The following is a 16,150-nucleotide window of genomic DNA, read 5'->3' on the forward strand; positions in this document are numbered from 1 at the left end:
TTTCAACGGTTGCCGGTGCCGGGGTCGATGGTCGACGTACCCTGGAAGGCGCGCACCGCATCGATGAGCCGCGTGCGCTCGAATTCGGGGTGCAGCCGGTAGCGCACCAGGTGCTCGCCCACGAAAAGAAGCGTCACCGAGAGCGGTGTCAGCACGTTCGCGAGCAGCGACCAGGCCGAGAAAGGCAGGGTTAGGTACACCACGATCGACGACACCACCACCAGTGCGAAATACACGGTCCAGATGCGGGTGAGCTGCGTCGTGTAGGCCAGCATATGGCCCTTGAGCGGATGCACGCGCTGGGCAAACTGGGTGATCAGCGGCAGGCCGGGCCCGCGCAGCGAAGCGCCGAACCAGCCGCACAAGAGGCCGTTGATGGCCACATGCTGGAACACATAGAGCCGATTCGTATCGCCCGCCTCACCCAGGAAAACCAAGGCGAAGCCCGCGATGCCGAGCAGCATGGCGGCAATGAAGCCCCAGCGGCCGAGCTTGCTGGCGGCAAAACCCATGGCAGCCAGCCAGAGCGGGCCGAGCAAGACCACCACCGCCCACGGCTCGGTGGGGTGGAACAGCATCATCCAGTGAGAGAGGCCGGCATAGGCCACTCCCACCAGCAGCAGGAGCGCCAGTCGCCATCGAGACATGGATCAGGAGGCGCTGCGGTGCTGGGCGACGTGGGTCGCGAGCGTGCGCAGCGACTGGAAGATCTGTTGGTTGCGCTCGTCGTCCGAACGCAACTGGAAGCCGTAGCGCCGGGACACCTCGAGTGCAACTTCGAGAATGTCGATGGAGTCGAGGCCCAGGCCTTCGCCGTACAGCGGATCGGTCGGCACGATGTCTTCGGGGGCAACTTCCAGATTGAGCGCGTTCACCAGCAAGACGGCCAACTCTTTTTCAATCGGCGACTGTTCAGGTGAATCGCCAACGGCGGGAATGGGGGGCTGAGCAGTCGATGACAAAAAAAACCTCCTGAAACTTTTTCCGTAACTACCTCGGGGGCCGTGGATTATAGGAGCGCCGCTTGATTAGACTGCCCGCTTCGATACGACCCGGAGCCCTCAATGGCCGACCCCCTCCTGATAGCACGCCACGACACCACGGAGTGCGCCCTGCTGCCCAGCCTGGCCAACCGCCACGGCCTGATCACCGGCGCCACCGGCACCGGCAAGACGGTCACCCTGCAGACCATCGCTGAAAAGCTCTCGAGCATCGGCGTTCCGGTGTTCATGGCCGACGTCAAGGGCGACCTGACCGGCATGAGCCAGAAAGGCAGCATCGGCGAGAAGATGGCGGCCACGCTGAAGGAACGCGGCATCGACCTGCCCGAACCGGCCGCCTGCCCCGTTACGCTGTGGGACGTGTTCGGTGAACAAGGCCACCCGGTACGGGCCACGGTTTCCGACATGGGCCCGCTGCTGCTGGGCCGCATGCTCGACGTGAACGAAACCCAGGCCGGCGTGCTGAACCTGGTGTTCAAGATCGCGGATGACAACGGCCTGCTGCTGCTCGACCTGAAGGACCTGCGCGCCATGCTGCAGTACGTGGGCGAGAACGGGAGCCAGTTCACCACCGAATACGGCAACATCAGCGCCGCCAGCGTGGGCGCCATCCAGCGCGGCCTGCTGCAGATCGAAACCCAGGGCGGCGACAAGTTCTTCGGCGAGCCGATGCTCAACATTGCCGACTTCATGCAAACGGTGGGCGGCAAGGGTGTGGTCAACATTCTGGCCGCGGACAAGCTCATGAACTCTCCGCGGCTGTACGCCACGTTCCTGCTCTGGATGCTGTCTGAACTGTTCGAACAGCTGCCCGAAATCGGCGACCCGGACCAACCCAAGCTGGCCTTCTTCTTCGATGAGGCCCATCTGCTGTTCAACGAAGCGCCCAAGGCGCTGGTCGAACGCATCGAGTTGGTGGTGCGGCTCGTGCGCTCCAAGGGTGTGGGCGTTTATTTCGTGACGCAGAACCCGCTCGACATTCCGGATTCGGTGCTGGCCCAGTTGGGCAACCGCGTCCAGCATGCGCTGCGCGCCTTCACCCCGCGCGACCAGAAGGCCGTGAAAGCCACGGCCACCACCATGCGCCAGAAGCCGGGCCTGGACATCGAAACCGCGATTACCGAACTTGCGGTGGGCGAGGCGCTGGTGAGTTTTCTCGACGCCAAGGGGCGCCCGAGCGTGACCGAGCGCGTGTTCGTGGTGCCGCCCGGCAGCCAGATCGGTCCCGTCACGCCCGAGCAGCGCCAGGCGGTTATTGCCAATTCGCTCGTCGCCGGTGTGTACGAAAAAACCGTCGACCGCGAATCGGCCTATGAAAAACTCAAGGGCCGCGCCGAAAGCGCACCCGATGCGCCGGCGGCCAAACCGGGCGCCAAGGATGCGGCCGAATCGTCCGGAGGCAGCAGCATGCTGAACGACCTGCTTTTCGGCAGCACGGGCCCGCGCGGCGGCAAGCGCGACGGCCTGGTGCAGACCATGGCCAAGTCGGCAGTGCGCACCATGGGCACTTCGGTCGGCAAGGAAATCCTGCGCGGCGTTCTGGGCGGCATCTTCGGGGCCAAGAAGCGCTGAGGCCGGGCCGGGCGCTCGCCCGGTCGGCGCGCGATCTCGGCGCGATTTACCAGCGCAGCAAGCGGGGGCCCAGCACCGCGCCCAGCACCACAGGCACCGCAATGCCGCTGACGTACCAGACCGCGAGGAACGGTGCCGTCAGCTCCATGCAGTGCAGCGCGTACACGGCGGCACCCACCCCGCCCGCAAGACCGCCCGCGGCCGCGCCCGCCAAGGCCGGACGCGTGGGCGCCAGCCCCCGCAACGCCACCAGCGCCGCCGCGAAGACGGGCAGCGCCATGAGCCCGATGCTGACCGCGCAGATGCGCCACGACTCGCCCATGAGCAGCGGCATGCGTTCTTCGGGCGGCGCGTTGAACCACGACATCGCCGCCAGCACCCACACCACGAGCAGCGGCACGGCAATGCCGATCCAGGCGCGCCGCACCGGAACGCCCGGGCGCGCGAGGCGCTGCACCGCCACGAAGGCCGCCGCGGCAATGCACAGCGGAAACAGCACCTTGACCCAGAACATCGGCCAGAACATGGCCTGCACCAGATCGCGGCGAACACCGTATTCGGTGAACAGGATGGCGAACGACAGCGGTACGCCGGCCAGCACGGCAAGCGCCAGGCGCCGCCCGGCGGCGCGGCGCGGCGCGGGCGCGGCACCGGTGGCCAGCATGGCCACGAGATCATCGGTTTTCATGGCGTCTTGCTCCTGAGTCTGGCCGCGAGCGCCTTGAGGCCGCGGTGAATGCCGACCTTCACGGCCGATTCCGACATGCCGGTGAGGCTTGCCGTTTCGGCCACCGAAAGGCCTTCGAGCTTCACATGCACGATGGGCAGGCGCTGGCGCTCAGGCAGGGTCTGCAGCAGGCCGCCGATGTCGCGGCGCGCATCGCTGGCGTCGATGGCCGATTCGGCGAACACGGCCAGGTCATCGTCCAGTGGATCATGCAGCGCTTCGCGTGCCGACTTGGCGCGCAGCAGGTCGATCATCTTGTAGCGTGCAATCGCATGCACCCAGGCCGTCAGCGGCTGGTCGCTCTGGTAGGTATGGCGCTGGTTGTGCATGGCGAGCAGGCATTCCTGGACAAGATCTTCCACTTCGTCGGGCCAGCCGAAAAGGCGCTTGCCCAGAAAAGCGCGCAAGTGCGCACTGAGTTTTTGCAGGAATTCGCGGTAAGCCGCTGCGTCGCCGGCAAGGCCCCGCAGGAACAGGCTCCGCAACGCCGCCTCGGCGTCGCTCATTCGCGTCCTGCTGTCCATAGTGTTTCGTGCCATCGGACCGGCTGGTTACAGCCCGTTCAAGAAAAAGGTTCCGCCGGATTGTGCCGTTACCCGCCGGACCCCGGCGCCCGCCGCGTCGCGTCCTGGGCTAAGCTCGCCCGAACCCACTGAAGGAGCGCCCGTGCCACCTGCTGCCGCATGCCCCTTGGCCCCTGATCCGGCTTCAGCCCGCAGCTGAGGCACGCGAATGCTGGCCGGCCTCGCTTCGCACCCCTGGGCCTATCCGGCGCTGGAGGTGGTGCATATCGTGGGCATTGCCATGCTGTTCGGCGGGCTGCTTGTGTTCGAGCTGCGCGTGCTCGGCGTGGGCAAGGAACTGTCGCAAAGCCATTTGGCCCGCCTTACGCTGCTGCCGGCGCTGGCCGGTTTTGGCCTGTGCGCCGCGACGGGCCTCACGATGTTTGCCAGCCAGCCCGGCGAACTGCTCGCCAACTCGGCATTCCGCGTCAAGCTGCTCATGATCTGCCTGGCCGGCGCCAACGCCGCCTGGTTCCACGCGCGCGGCGGCCTTGCGGCCACCGGCGCCATACCCAAGGTGCAATGCCTGCTGTCGTTGGGGTTTTGGCTCGCTGTCATCATCTGCGGGCGTTGGATCGCTTACATCTGAACTGAACAAGGAGTCCGAGATGATGCAAAGGCGCATGTTCGTTGCCGGTTCGCTGGGCCTGGCCCTTCCGGCGTGGGCTCACCACGGCTGGAGCAGTTTCGACCAGGACCGCCCGCTCTACCTGGAGGGCCGCGCAACCAAGGTCATGTGGCGCAACCCTCATGGCGAGCTGGAGCTGGAACTGCCCGAGAACCCGACCTTGCCCGCCGACCTGAAGCAGCGCCCGCTGCCCAAGCAGAGCACGGCCGTCGACGGCCCCGGGTTGCTGGCCAAGGCCCAGTTGCCCACCCGCCGCGACCGCAAGTGGCTTGTCGAGCTGGCCCCTCTCACGCGTCTTCAAGCGTGGGGCGTCGAGGAGATCAAGCCCGGCACTCCCGTCTCGGTGCTGGGCTTCACCTTCACCGGCGAAAAAGGCGATCCGGTGCTGCGCGCCGAATACCTCTTCGTCGGCGGCAAGGCCTACGGACTGCGCTCCTCGCCCGCCTGAAGCAGGCCCCTCCCCGGGCGTGCTCCGCGAGTGCCCGCGAAGGCAATCGCCATGAGCGCGCCGCTGCTTGCCAGCGGCGCGGCTCATCGGTACATTGCATTTTTTGAGGGCCTCCAATGTCCGCAGATAGCACAGCGACCCGTTCCTCCATCTCGGCGCCTCCCGCGACCCCTGGCATTTCCGCGGATCCGGCGATCTCCGTCTCTCCCCTTCCCCCGCTCCACGCTTCCTCGTCGACCGGCCATATCCGGCTGACCTCCCATGCCGGCGGCTTCGGTGCGCTGCCCATCCGATGGGGCGCGGCCACCGCCACCGAGCGCGGGCCGGTGGTCGGCACGACCACCAAGCGGGCGCACCGCAACGTCATCGGCACGCACAGCGGCTCCTACAGCGTCTACCGTGCGCTTGCCGTGGCGGCAGGCGCGCTCAAGCGCGAACACAAGGCCGACCTCACCAACACCGCGCCCACCGACGTGATCGGCCCCTATCCGCAGTGGAGCGAGCCGGGCCGCATCGTTTCGCTCGACCCCTGGGGCGCGCTGGTGGCCGATGTGTTTTCCACCGAGCTGGCGGCGGGCTACGACATTCGCCCGACCATTGCCATCACCAAGGCGCACGTGATCCTGCCCGAGGTGATCGAGGCGCTGCAAAGCGGCCGGCTCAAGGCCGACGGCCACTTTCTCACCACCGGCGGTGCCGCCATGGTGACCAAGGCCGCCATCGAACCCGTGTGGTACCTGCCCGAAGTGGCGCGGCGATTCGGCTGCTCAGAGACCGACCTGCGGCGCACGCTGTTCGAGGAAACCGGCGGCATGTACCCCGAGCTTGTCACTCGCTCCGACCTCGAGGTCTTCCTGCCGCCCATCGGCGGGCAGACGCTCTACATCTTCGGCAACCCGCGCGACCTGGCCAACCCGGAGGTGGAGCTCACCGCGCGCATCCACGACGAGTGCAATGGCTCCGACGTGTTCGGCTCCGACATCTGCACCTGCCGCCCCTATCTCACGCACGCCATCGAAGAATGCATCCAGGGCGCGCAGCGCGGCGGCGTGGGCCTGATCGCCTATTCGCGCAAGGAAGGCCGCGCCCTCGGCGAGGTAACCAAGTTCCTGGTCTACAACGCGCGCAAGCGCCAGGTGGGCGGCGACACGGCCGACCAGTATTTCGCACGCACCGAGTGCGTGGCCGGCGTGCAGGACATGCGCTTCCAGGAACTGATGCCGGACGTCTTCCACTGGCTCGGCATCAAGAAAATCCATCGGCTCGTGTCGATGAGCAACATGAAGTTCGACGCGATCACCGGCTCGGGCATCGAGATCGGCGAGCGCGTGAACATTCCGGACGAACTGATTCCGGCCGACGCCCGGGTCGAGATGGACGCGAAGATGGCCGCCGGCTACTTCACGCCCGGCCCGGTGCCGACCGCCGAAGAACTCAAGAAGGCCAAAGGCCGGGGATTGAGCGAATGAGCGACAACAAGGAACACAGCAACAAATACCTGCCCGTGGACGGATCGGGCAACCTGCCGGACGGCAGCGCGGGCGACATCGATCCGGCGACCGAATTCGCGCCCGACACCAGCCGCCCCGCGGGCGCCGCCACCCTCTTGCGCACCACCGGTGCCATTCGCGAGCGCGCGGCCGCGCTGCTCGCTCGCGCACGCAGCGGCGAGTCGCGATGGTTTCGCATCGGCGGCGACGATGCAGCGGACGACGCGGCCCGCGCCGTGGCCGAGGTCACGCGCGAGCGCTACCCATGGGACACCATTCCGTATCACAGCCGCTGGCGCCACTTCGAGGCTGGCGGCGTCGACCGGCTGAAGCAGCTCGACGCACTGCTCGGCGACCACATCGACGCCCGCCAGCGGGCCCGCGCCCACATCGACCTGGTGCTGGTGAGCGTGCTGCTCGATGCCGGCGCCGGCCCCAACTGGCATTACACCGAGCCGGCCACGGGCCAGCGTTTCACGCGATCCGAAGGCCTGGGCGTGGCGAGCTTCCATGCCTTCACGAGCGGGCTTTTCTCGTCCGACCCGGACCATCCGCTGCAAGCCGATGCGGCCGGACTGCGCGGCCTGGTCACCGACCGGCTCGGGGATGCCTTCCAGGTGAGCGACGTCAATCCGCTGGTGGGCCTTGCCGGCCGCACCGTGCTGCTGCGCCGCCTGGGCGAAGCGATGAGCGAACAGCCCGAAACCTTCGGCGACGACGGACGGCCGGCCGGCATGTTCGACGCGCTGGTCGCTCCTTTCGGCGCTGCCGCACCGCCCACAGCAGAAATCACCGCGCACCAGATCCTGTCGCTGCTGCTCGAAACGCTCTCGCGCATCTGGCCCTCGGCCAACTCCATCGACAGCATTGCCGTCGACGGCAGCGACACCACGGGCGGCATCGGTTCGAGCGACCCGGCCCTTGCGCTTGGCGACTGCTGGCGCCACAGCGCGGTGCGCGGGCCCGGCCTCACCAACGGATGGATGCCGTTCCACAAACTCTCGCAATGGCTCACCTATTCGCTGCTCGAGCCCTTCGAGTGGGCGGGCGTGAAGGTGCGCCAGCTCGATGCACTCACCGCCCTGCCCGAATACCGCAACGGCGGCCTCCTGATCGACAGCGGCGTGATCGTGCCGAAAGACCCGGCTTCTCTTGCGCGCACCTGGAAAGCCGGAGACGAGTTCATCGTCGAATGGCGAGCACTCACCGTGGCGCTGCTCGACGAGCTGGCGCCGCGCGTGCGCAAGATGCTCGACCGCACCGAGGAGGAACTGCCGCTGGCCTGCGTGCTCGAGGGCGGCACCTGGGCGGCGGGCCGCGTGCTGGCACAGCGCTTGCGTGACGGAGCGCCACCGCTCCTGATCGAAAGCGACGGCACCGTCTTTTAGACTCGCGGGTCCAGCAACGGCAGAAAAATCAAATGAGCAACGTCCATCTCGTCGACCACCCCCTCGTCCAGCACAAGCTCACGCTGATGCGCCGCAAGGACGCTTCCACCAACAGCTTTCGGCGGCTCCTGAACGAAATCAGCATGCTCATGGCCTATGAGGTCACGCGCGACATGCCGATGCAGGACATCGAAGTGGAGACCCCGCTCGAGACCATGCAGGCCAAGGTCATCGACGGCAAGAAGCTGGTGCTGGTGTCCATCCTCCGCGCGGGCACCGGCATTCTGGACGGCATGCTCACCGTGGTGCCGGGCGCGCGCGTCGGCCACATCGGCCTGTACCGCGATCCCAAGACGCTCACGGCCGTCGAGTACTACTTCAAGATGCCGGGCGAAATGGAGAACCGCGACGTGATCGTGGTCGACCCGATGCTGGCCACCGGCAACTCGGCGGTGGCTGCGGTCGAGCGCCTGAAAGAGCTGAACCCGAAATCGATCAAGTTCGTCTGCCTGCTGACCTGCCCCGAAGGCGTGGCCACCATGCAGAAGGCCCACCCCGACGTGCCGATCTACACCGCCGCAATCGACCGCGAGCTGAACAGCCACGGCTACATCCTGCCGGGCCTTGGCGACGCCGGCGACAGAATTTTCGGCACGAAGTAAAGCCGGCGCCTCGGGCGGCGGCGAGCGACCGCGCGATTCTGTCGGCAACAAGAAGATTTTCATACCTCGAGGAGAAGCACCGTGACAGCACGCCGTCAGTTGATCATTCGTTCCGCCGCCATTGCCGCGGCCCTTGCGGCGGGCGCACCCGGCCTTGCGCTGGCGCAGGCCAAGCTCAAGGTGGCGGCGGTGTACACCGTGCCCTTCGAGCAGCAATGGGTGGGCCGCATCCACAAGGCGCTCAAGGCTGCCGAGGCGCGCGGCGAGATCGAATACAAGGCGACCGAGAACGTCAGCAATGCCGACTACGAGCGCGTGATGCGCGAGTACGCCACGGGCGGCAACCAGCTGATCCTAGGTGAAGTGTTCGGCGTGGAAGCGGCGGCACGCAAGGTGGCCAAGGACTTTCCGAAGGTCGCCTTCCTGATGGGCTCGTCGCTCAAGCCGCAGGCGCCCAACTTCAGCGTGTTCGACAACTACATCCAGGAGCCGGCGTACCTGAGCGGCATGGTGGCCGGCGGCATGACCAAGAGCAACCGCATCGGCATGGTCGGCGGCTTTCCGATTCCCGAGGTGAACCGGCTCATGAACGCGTTCATGGTCGGCGCGAAGGAAACCAACCCCAAGGTCGAGTTCAGCGTGAGCTTCATCAACAGCTGGTTCGATCCGCCGAAGGCCAAGGAAGCGGCTTTCGCGATGATCGACAAGGGTGCGGACGTGATGTACGCCGAGCGCTTCGGCGTCTCCGACGCGGCCAAGGAAAAAGGCAAGCTCGCCATCGGCAATGTGATCGACACGCAGGCGCAGTACCCCGACACGGTGGTTGCCTCGGCCCTGTGGAACTTCGAGCCCTCGGCCGACCGCGCAATCAAGCTCGTGAAGGAAGGCAAGTTTGCCGCCGAGGACTACGGCGTTTACTCGACCATGAAACACAAGGGCTCCGAGCTCGCGCCACTCGGCACTTTCGAGAAGAAGGTTCCGGCCGACATCGTCGCCAAGGTCAAGGCCAAGCAAGCTGACATCCTGGCGGGCAAGGTCACCATCAAGGTCGACGACTCCCAGCCCAAATCGACCGCCAAGTGAGAGGACCGTTGAAGATGCGCTGGCGTTCTCTTCTTGCGGCCGGCGTGCTGGCCATCGGTCTTGCGGGCTGCGCCGGTGTCTACAAGCCCGGCGGTGCCACCGCCAGCGGCATCCGGCTGGACGACACGCCGCGCATCGCGGTGATCTCGGCCTTCGAGCCTGAGCTCAAGCTGTTGCTGAGCCGACTGGAGGGGCCGGCCAGGCACAGCGTCAACGGCGTCGAGTTCACCACCGGCACGCTGGAAGGCAAGCCCGTGGTGCTGTTCCTCTCGGGCATCAGCATGACCAATGCGACGATGAACACGCAGCTGGTGCTCGACCGCTTTCGGGTGACCAGCATCGTGTTCAGCGGCATTGCGGGTGGGGTGAACCCATCGCTGCATGTCGGCGACGTCACGGTGCCCGCCCAGTGGGGCCAGTACCTTGAGGTGCTGATGGCGCGCGAAACCGCGCCGGGCAAGTTCACCGCGCCGCCGTTCATCAAGGATGCCACGCTGCCCAACTTCGGCATGATGCATCCGCGTCCGGTAGAGGTGCGCTCGGCTGCAAAGCCGGGCATCGAGCGCAAGTTCTGGTTCGAAGCCGATCCGAAGATGCTCGAGGTGGCGCGCAGCATCCGCAACGTCGACCTGGCGAACTGCAGTGCCGGCAAGTGCCTGGCGCGCAAGCCCCAGCTCGTCGTGGGCGGCAATGGTGTTTCGGGCCAGGCCTTCATGGACAACAAGGCCTACCGCGAGTACACCTTCAAGACCTTCCAGGCCAACGTGCTCGACATGGAAACCGCGGCCGTGGGCATGGTGGCCTACAGCAATGGCGTGCCGTACATCGCCTTCCGCTCGCTCAGCGACCTGGCCGGCGGCGGCGAAGGCGCGAACGAAATGGGCACCTTCATGGGCATTGCGGCCGACAACTCGGCCAAGGTCATGCTGGCGTTCCTGGCTGCATGGAAGTGACCCTGCCTTCACTCCCTCCCCTTCCGGGGAGGGTCGGGGTGGGGGCATGCGGCGCTCGATCAATCGCAGTGACGTTATGAGCGCTGTTTGCCCCCATCCCAGCCTTCCCCCAGCGGGGGAAGGAGCAAGACCTTCATGAACGGCACTACTGTTCTCCGCCTGCAAGGCATCACCAAGCGTTTCGGCTCCCTCGTCGCCAACGACGCCATCTCCCTCGACCTGCAGGCCGGCGAAGTGCTCGCGTTGCTCGGCGAGAACGGCGCGGGCAAGTCGACGCTGATGTCCATCCTGTTCGGGCACTACGTGGCCGACGAAGGCAGCATCGAGGCGTTCGGCGCGCCCTTGCCTCCGGGCAACCCCAAGGCGGCGCTGGCGGCGGGCGTGGGCATGGTGCACCAGCACTTCACGCTGGCCGACAACCTGAGCGTGCTCGACAACGTGATGATGGGCACGGAGCCGCTCTGGCGCGTGTTCTCGCGCCGCACCGCGGCTCGCGCCCGGTTGCTCGAAGTGGCACAGCGCTTCGGCCTGCCGGTGCAGCCTGACGCGAAGATCGGCAGCCTCTCCGTCGGCGAACGGCAGCGCGTCGAGATACTGAAGGCGTTGTACCGCGGCGCGCGCATTCTCATCCTGGATGAGCCGACTGCCGTGCTGACGCCGCAGGAAAGCGAAGCCTTGTTCGCCACGCTCGCGCAGATGGTGGCGCAGGGCCTCTCGGTGATCTTCATCAGCCACAAACTGGGCGAGGTGCTGCGGGTATCGCGGCGCATTGCCGTGCTGCGCGGCGGCAAGCTGGTGGCCGAGGCGCGCACTGCCGACACCACTCAGGCGCAACTCGCGTTGTGGATGGTCGGTCATGCGGTCGAAGCGCCGCAGCGGCGGCCCGCCGGATCTGTCGGCGATGCGGTCTGCGTGCTCGACCGTGTGAGCACCGCATCGGCCAAGAGCGGCGCGCAAGACCATTCAAGCCCGCTTCGGGAGGTTTCGCTCACGCTGCGCGGCGGGGAGATCACCGCCATTGCGGGCGTCTCCGGCAACGGACAGGTCGCGTTGGCCGAACTGCTGTGCGGCACACGCCGCGCTGTCTCCGGCACGGCCCTGCTGATGGGCCGCGCGCTGCCGCCCTCGCCCTCTCGTCTGGTGCAGCGCGGGGTGGCACGCATTCCCGAGGACCGGCACGCAGTCGGCGTGGTCGGCGACCTGCCGGTGTGGGAGAACGCGGTGTCGGAGCGACTGCGCAGCCCGGTGTTTTCGCGCTGGTCCGTGTTCGTGCGACGCGCGGCCGCGCGAGTGCATGCGCGGCGCATCGAAAAAGCATTCGACGTGCGCGGCGCCGGCCTGATGTCCCCGGCGCGTTCGCTCTCCGGCGGGAATATGCAGAAATTGATCCTCGGACGCGCATTGCTCGCGCCCGAGCAGGCAGAAGATGCCGACAATAGGAAATACCCGACCCGCGCACCGCGCCTCATCGTCGCGCACCAGCCGACCTGGGGCCTGGACATCGGCGCCGTGGCCTATGTGCAGCAGCAGCTCATTGCCGCGCGCGATGCCGGCGCGGCGGTGCTGGTGATTTCGGACGACCTCGACGAAGTGCTGGCACTCGGCGACCGCGTGGCCGTGATGCACGGCGGCCACCTGGGCGAGGCGCGCCCGGCCTCGGCATGGACACGTGAAGCCATCGGCCTGGCAATGGCCGGCGCGACTGACGCCTCGCGCGGGAAGGCCCGGCCATGATGCGGCTCGAAAGACGCCACGAAACATCGCGTGCCGCGTTGGTGCTGGCCCCCATCGGCGCGGTGCTGTTCACCATGCTGGTGAGCGCGCTGCTCGTGCTCTGGGCCGGCGCGCCGGTCGGCCGCACCTACGCGCTGCTGCTGCAGGGCGGCTTCGGCTCTGTGTTCGCCTGGAGCGAGACGCTCACGCGCGCGATCCCGCTCATTCTTACCGGCCTGGCCGCGACGGTCGCGTTCAAGGCACGGCTCTTCAACATCGGCGCCGAGGGGCAGCTGTTCGCCGGCGCGCTTGCCGCGGTGGCCGTGGGCGGCATGCACGGCGGCACGGGCTTCGAGCTTCAGCCATGGCTGCTGTTCCCGCTGATGATGCTGGCCGCCGCTGTGGCCGGCGCCCTGCTGCTGCTCGGCCCGGCACTGATGAAGAACAAGCTCGGCGTCGACGAGGTGGTGACCACGCTGCTGATCAACTTCATCGTGCTGCTCGGCGTGTCGGCGCTGCTCGACGGGCCGATGAAGGACCCGACCGCCATGGGGTGGCCGCAGAGCGTGTCGCTGCAGCCCGACCTGGAGCTCGGCAAGCTGGTTTCGCAAACGCGTGTGCACACCGGGCTGCTCTGGGCGGTGTCGCTCGCGGTGATCGTCTGGGCGATCTTCAAGTACACGGTGCTGGGCTTCGACATTCGCGCGGTGGGCGCCAATGCGCGTGCGGCCGAGTTTGCGGGCGTGCCGGTGACGCGCACCGTGGTCATGGTGGCGCTGCTTTCCGGCGCGCTGGCCGGACTGGCCGGCGCCATCGAGGTGGCGGGCCGCACCAGCTATGTCACGCTCGACATGTCGCCGGGCTACGGCTACACCGGCATCGTGATCGCAATGCTGGCCGGGCTGCATCCGCTGGGCGTGATTGCCGCCGGCGTGTTCGTGGCGGGCGTGCTGGTCGGTGCAGACACCATGAGCCGCGCCGTGGGCGTGCCGACCTACATCGCCGACGTGATCGTGGCGGCCTCGCTGATCGCAGTGCTGGTGGCAACGCTGCTGACGCAGTACCGGGTACGGAGGAAATGACAACGCCGCCCTCTTCGGTCTTGCTCCTTCCCCCGCTGGGGAAGGCTGGGATGGGGGCATCGGCTTCCACCTCGAACGCCGTCTGCCCCCACCCCGGCCCTCCCCGAAAGGGGAGGGAGAAACTCCCCATGACCGACCTGCTCGACATTCTCGCCAACCCTGCCTTCTGGGTCGCGGTATTGCGCATCGCCACGCCGCTCATCCTCGGCACGCTGGGCGTGCTGTTGTGCGAACGCGCGGGCGTGCTCAACCTGGGCATCGAGGGAATCATGGTGGCAGGCGCGTTCACCGGATGGCTCGCGGTGTATGCCGGCGTGCCGCTGTGGGCCGGCGTGGCCGTGGCTGCGCTCACCGGAATGGTGTTCGGGCTGTTGCATGCCTTTCTCACCGTCGGACTCGCTCTGTCACAGCACGTCTCGGGGCTTGGCATCACGCTGTTGGCCACTGCGCTCAGCTACTTCGGCTACCGCGTGAGCTTTCCGAAAGTGAACACGCCGCCGACCATCACGCCTTTCGCGCCCATGGACTGGCTGCCGCTGCCCATCCTGAATGCGCAGACCTCGCTCACCCTGTTCGCGCTGCTGCTCGTGCCGGCCATCGCATGGGTGCTGTACCGCACGCCGCTCGGCCTGGCGCTGCGCATGGTCGGCGAGAACCCGCAGGCGGCCGAGAGCCAGGGCGTATCGGTCGCGGGCACGCGCACCGGGGCCATCGTCGCGGGTTCGGCGCTGATGGGCATGGCCGGCTCGTTTCTCACGCTCTCCGCGTTCAACGCTTTCTTCTTCAACATGGTGAACGGCCGCGGCTGGATCTGCGTGGCGCTGGTGGTGTTCGCCTCATGGCGGCCCGGCAAGGCCCTGCTGGGGCGCTGCTGTTCGCGTTCTTCGACGCGCTGCAGCTGCGGCTGCAACAATCGGGCGATGCCGTGCTGCCCTACCAAATCTACCTGATGCTGCCCTACCTGCTGTCGATCCTGGCGCTGGTGCTGGTGGCGCGCAAGGCCAGCTATCCGCAGGCGCTGATGAAGCCTTATCGGAAGGGAGAGCGCTGATGCCGCGCGCTGCCGCAGTGCGAAAGATGCTGCTCGCCATCCTGGCTACCTTGTGCGGCGCCGGCGCCCATGCACTGGGCAGCGACCTCGGCTACGACACCTTCAAGACGCCCGATTCGGTCACCTGGGTGCAGCTGTGCGGCACCTGGGGCAAGAACCACGAGGGCACCTACCGCGTTGTTCACGCCGACCAGTACGCACAATCTTTCCTTTACGTGCAGCGGATGACGCGCGATGCCAATGGCAGCCTGCATGCCGATCACACACTGGCCATTGCCGAGCTCGACAACGACCATTCCGAGATTGCACTCACCGACCTCGCCTGCCGCGCGACGCCGCGCGGCATCGTGGTCACGGCCAAGGCCGCGTCCGGCCACGACGACAAGCTGCGCCGCGTGACCATCGAGGTCGGCCCGGCACCGGGACAGTACCGCTACCGGGCGCAGCGCACGCGCTGAACGCACGCAGCCGACACACAAGAACACCTCCCACGATGCTCGACCTCCTCATCACCAACGCCACCCTCCCCGACGGCCGCACCGGCATGTCGATTGCCGTGCAGGGCGGCCGCATCGCCGAAGTCACAGCGGGCCTGGACGCACCGGCGCACGAAAAGCTGGATGCACAAGGCCTTCTGCTTGCGCCCCACTTCATCGATCCGCATTTCCACATGGACGCCACGCTGAGCTACGGCCTGCCGCGCGTCAACGAAAGCGGCACGCTGCTCGAAGGCATTGCGCTGTGGGGCGAGCTCAAGCCGCTGCTCAAGGCCGATGCGCTGATCGAGCGTGCGCTGGCGTATTGCGACTGGGCAGTGGCCAAGGGCCTGCTGGCCGTGCGATCGCATGTGGACACGAGCGACCCCAGCCTGCTCGCGGTCGACGCGCTGCTCGAGGTCAAGCGCCAGGTCGCGCCGTACCTCGACCTGCAGCTCGTCGCGTTTCCGCAGGACGGCGTGCTGCGCTCGGCCGGCGGTGTCGACAACCTGAAGCGCGCGCTCGACAAGGGTGTGGACGTGGTCGGCGGCATTCCGCATTTCGAGCGCACCATGGCCGATGGCGCGGCCAGCGTCACACTGCTGATGGAGCTTGCGGCCGAGCGCGGCAAGCTGGTCGACATGCATTGCGACGAGTCTGACGATCCGCTCTCGCGCCACATCGAGACGCTGTCCGCCGAAACCTGGCGACTGGGCATGCGGGGCCGCGTGACGGGCTCGCATTGCACGTCGATGCACTCGATGGACAACTACTACGTGAGCAAGCTGCTGCCGCTCATCGCGCAGAGCGGCGTCAGCGTCGTTTCGAACCCGCTGATCAACATCACCCTGCAGGGCCGCCACGACACCTACCCCAAGCGCCGCGGCATGACCCGGGTGCCCGAGCTGATGGCCGCGGGCGTGAACGTCGCCTTCGGCCACGACTGCGTGATGGATCCGTGGTACGGCATGGGTTCGGGCGACATGCTCGAGGTGGCGCACATGGGGTTGCACGTGGCGCAGATGACGAGCCACGCCGGCATCCGCCAATGCTTCGAGGCCGTGACCACGAACGCCGCGCGCGTGATGCACCTTGAAGGCTACGGCATCGAAGCGGGCTGCGACGCGAGCTTTGTGCTGCTGCAGGCGCGCGATGCGGTCGAAGCGATTCGGCTGCGCGCCACCAGGCTCAAGGTGTTCCGCAAGGGAAAGTTGCTGGCGGAAACGCCGGCCGCCACCGCCGCGCTGCACCTTCTGGGCCGCGAGCAGGCCACCAGCTGGATGATTCGCAAGCCCTAGCTTTGCGCTTGCCGC

The 16,150-nt window shown here is 67.0% G+C and carries 16 protein-coding genes and 1 pseudogene; 13 read left to right on the top strand and 4 right to left on the bottom strand.

The annotated features are described in order from the left end of the window. Positions 1-2: 2 nt before the first annotated feature. Both M0765_RS24940 and M0765_RS24945 read right to left on the bottom strand, forming a co-directional pair. Positions 3-647 carry a COG4648 family protein gene (locus M0765_RS24940; protein WP_258506606.1) on the bottom strand — a complete coding sequence of 215 codons (645 nt, stop codon included), beginning with the start codon at positions 645-647 and terminating at the stop codon, positions 3-5. A gap of 3 nt (positions 648-650) precedes the next feature. Beyond that, positions 651-962 carry a phosphopantetheine-binding protein gene (locus M0765_RS24945; RefSeq protein WP_055796895.1) on the bottom strand — a complete coding sequence of 104 codons (312 nt, stop codon included), beginning with the start codon at positions 960-962 and terminating at the stop codon, positions 651-653. Between the two features lie 102 nt (positions 963-1,064). Here M0765_RS24945 and M0765_RS24950 point away from each other — a divergent pair, with 102 nt between their 5' ends. Further along, entirely contained in the window at positions 1,065-2,573 is a 1,509-nt protein-coding gene (locus M0765_RS24950) for a DUF853 domain-containing protein (protein WP_258506607.1), read from the top strand. A 46-nt stretch (positions 2,574-2,619) separates the two neighbouring features. On the opposite strand, the gene M0765_RS24955 is transcribed toward M0765_RS24950, so the two are convergent. Together M0765_RS24955 and M0765_RS24960 are read right to left on the bottom strand one after the other, a co-directional pair. Next, on the bottom strand, positions 2,620-3,261 hold the full coding sequence (locus M0765_RS24955) for a DUF1109 domain-containing protein (RefSeq protein WP_258506608.1): 642 nt from the start codon (positions 3,259-3,261) through the stop codon (positions 2,620-2,622). Further along, complete coding sequence (locus M0765_RS24960; protein ID WP_409514003.1) at positions 3,258-3,839, bottom strand: sigma-70 family RNA polymerase sigma factor; 582 nt, start codon at positions 3,837-3,839, stop codon at positions 3,258-3,260. Before M0765_RS24960 ends, M0765_RS24955 begins: the two co-directional genes overlap by 4 nt. A gap of 193 nt (positions 3,840-4,032) precedes the next feature. Between M0765_RS24960 and M0765_RS24965 the strand changes: the two genes are divergently transcribed. The 12 genes and pseudogenes from M0765_RS24965 to M0765_RS25020 all read left to right on the top strand — a co-directional run bounded on the left by M0765_RS24965 (position 4,033) and on the right by M0765_RS25020 (position 16,135). Next, complete coding sequence (locus M0765_RS24965) at positions 4,033-4,452, top strand: hypothetical protein (RefSeq protein WP_258506609.1); 420 nt, start codon at positions 4,033-4,035, stop codon at positions 4,450-4,452. Positions 4,453-4,471: 19 nt separating this feature from the next. After that, positions 4,472-4,939 (top strand): DUF6152 family protein, encoded by a 468-nt coding sequence (locus M0765_RS24970; protein WP_258506610.1) that lies wholly within the window; start codon positions 4,472-4,474, stop codon positions 4,937-4,939. A 116-nt stretch (positions 4,940-5,055) separates the two neighbouring features. Beyond that, entirely contained in the window at positions 5,056-6,408 is a 1,353-nt protein-coding gene (locus M0765_RS24975) for a GTP cyclohydrolase II (protein WP_258506613.1), read from the top strand. Next, positions 6,405-7,817 carry a URC4/urg3 family protein gene (locus M0765_RS24980; protein ID WP_258506614.1) on the top strand — a complete coding sequence of 471 codons (1,413 nt, stop codon included), beginning with the start codon at positions 6,405-6,407 and terminating at the stop codon, positions 7,815-7,817. Before M0765_RS24975 ends, M0765_RS24980 begins: the two co-directional genes overlap by 4 nt. Positions 7,818-7,849: 32 nt before the next feature. Continuing rightward, positions 7,850-8,479 (top strand): uracil phosphoribosyltransferase, encoded by a 630-nt coding sequence (gene upp, locus M0765_RS24985; protein WP_013541661.1) that lies wholly within the window; start codon positions 7,850-7,852, stop codon positions 8,477-8,479. 81 nt (positions 8,480-8,560) lie between these two features. Then, positions 8,561-9,562, top strand: coding sequence for a BMP family protein (locus tag M0765_RS24990; RefSeq protein WP_258506617.1), 1,002 nt, complete (start codon positions 8,561-8,563; stop codon positions 9,560-9,562). 14 nt (positions 9,563-9,576) lie between these two features. Beyond that, positions 9,577-10,515: a 5'-methylthioadenosine/S-adenosylhomocysteine nucleosidase gene (locus tag M0765_RS24995; RefSeq protein ID WP_258506619.1), complete on the top strand. Its 939-nt coding sequence runs from the start codon at positions 9,577-9,579 to the stop codon at positions 10,513-10,515. A gap of 135 nt (positions 10,516-10,650) precedes the next feature. Next, a complete protein-coding gene (locus M0765_RS25000) occupies positions 10,651-12,249 on the top strand; it encodes an ABC transporter ATP-binding protein (protein ID WP_258506621.1) in 1,599 nt (532 codons plus the stop codon). Continuing rightward, positions 12,249-13,310, top strand: a complete 1,062-nt coding sequence (locus M0765_RS25005; protein ID WP_258508449.1) for an ABC transporter permease — start codon at positions 12,249-12,251, stop codon at positions 13,308-13,310. Before M0765_RS25000 ends, M0765_RS25005 begins: the two co-directional genes overlap by 1 nt. Positions 13,311-13,438: 128 nt before the next feature. Beyond that, a pseudogene (locus tag M0765_RS25010) lies at positions 13,439-14,361 on the top strand (ABC transporter permease). Then, on the top strand, positions 14,361-14,819 hold the full coding sequence (locus M0765_RS25015; protein ID WP_446751574.1) for a hypothetical protein: 459 nt from the start codon (positions 14,361-14,363) through the stop codon (positions 14,817-14,819). Before M0765_RS25010 ends, M0765_RS25015 begins: the two are co-directional and overlap by 1 nt. Before the next feature lie 35 nt (positions 14,820-14,854). Further along, a complete protein-coding gene (locus tag M0765_RS25020; RefSeq protein ID WP_258506623.1) occupies positions 14,855-16,135 on the top strand; it encodes an amidohydrolase family protein in 1,281 nt (426 codons plus the stop codon). Positions 16,136-16,150: the final 15 nt, after the last annotated feature.

Origin of the sequence: Variovorax sp. S12S4 (assembly GCF_023195515.1) — a bacterium.
Lineage (GTDB): Bacteria > Pseudomonadota > Gammaproteobacteria > Burkholderiales > Burkholderiaceae_C > Variovorax.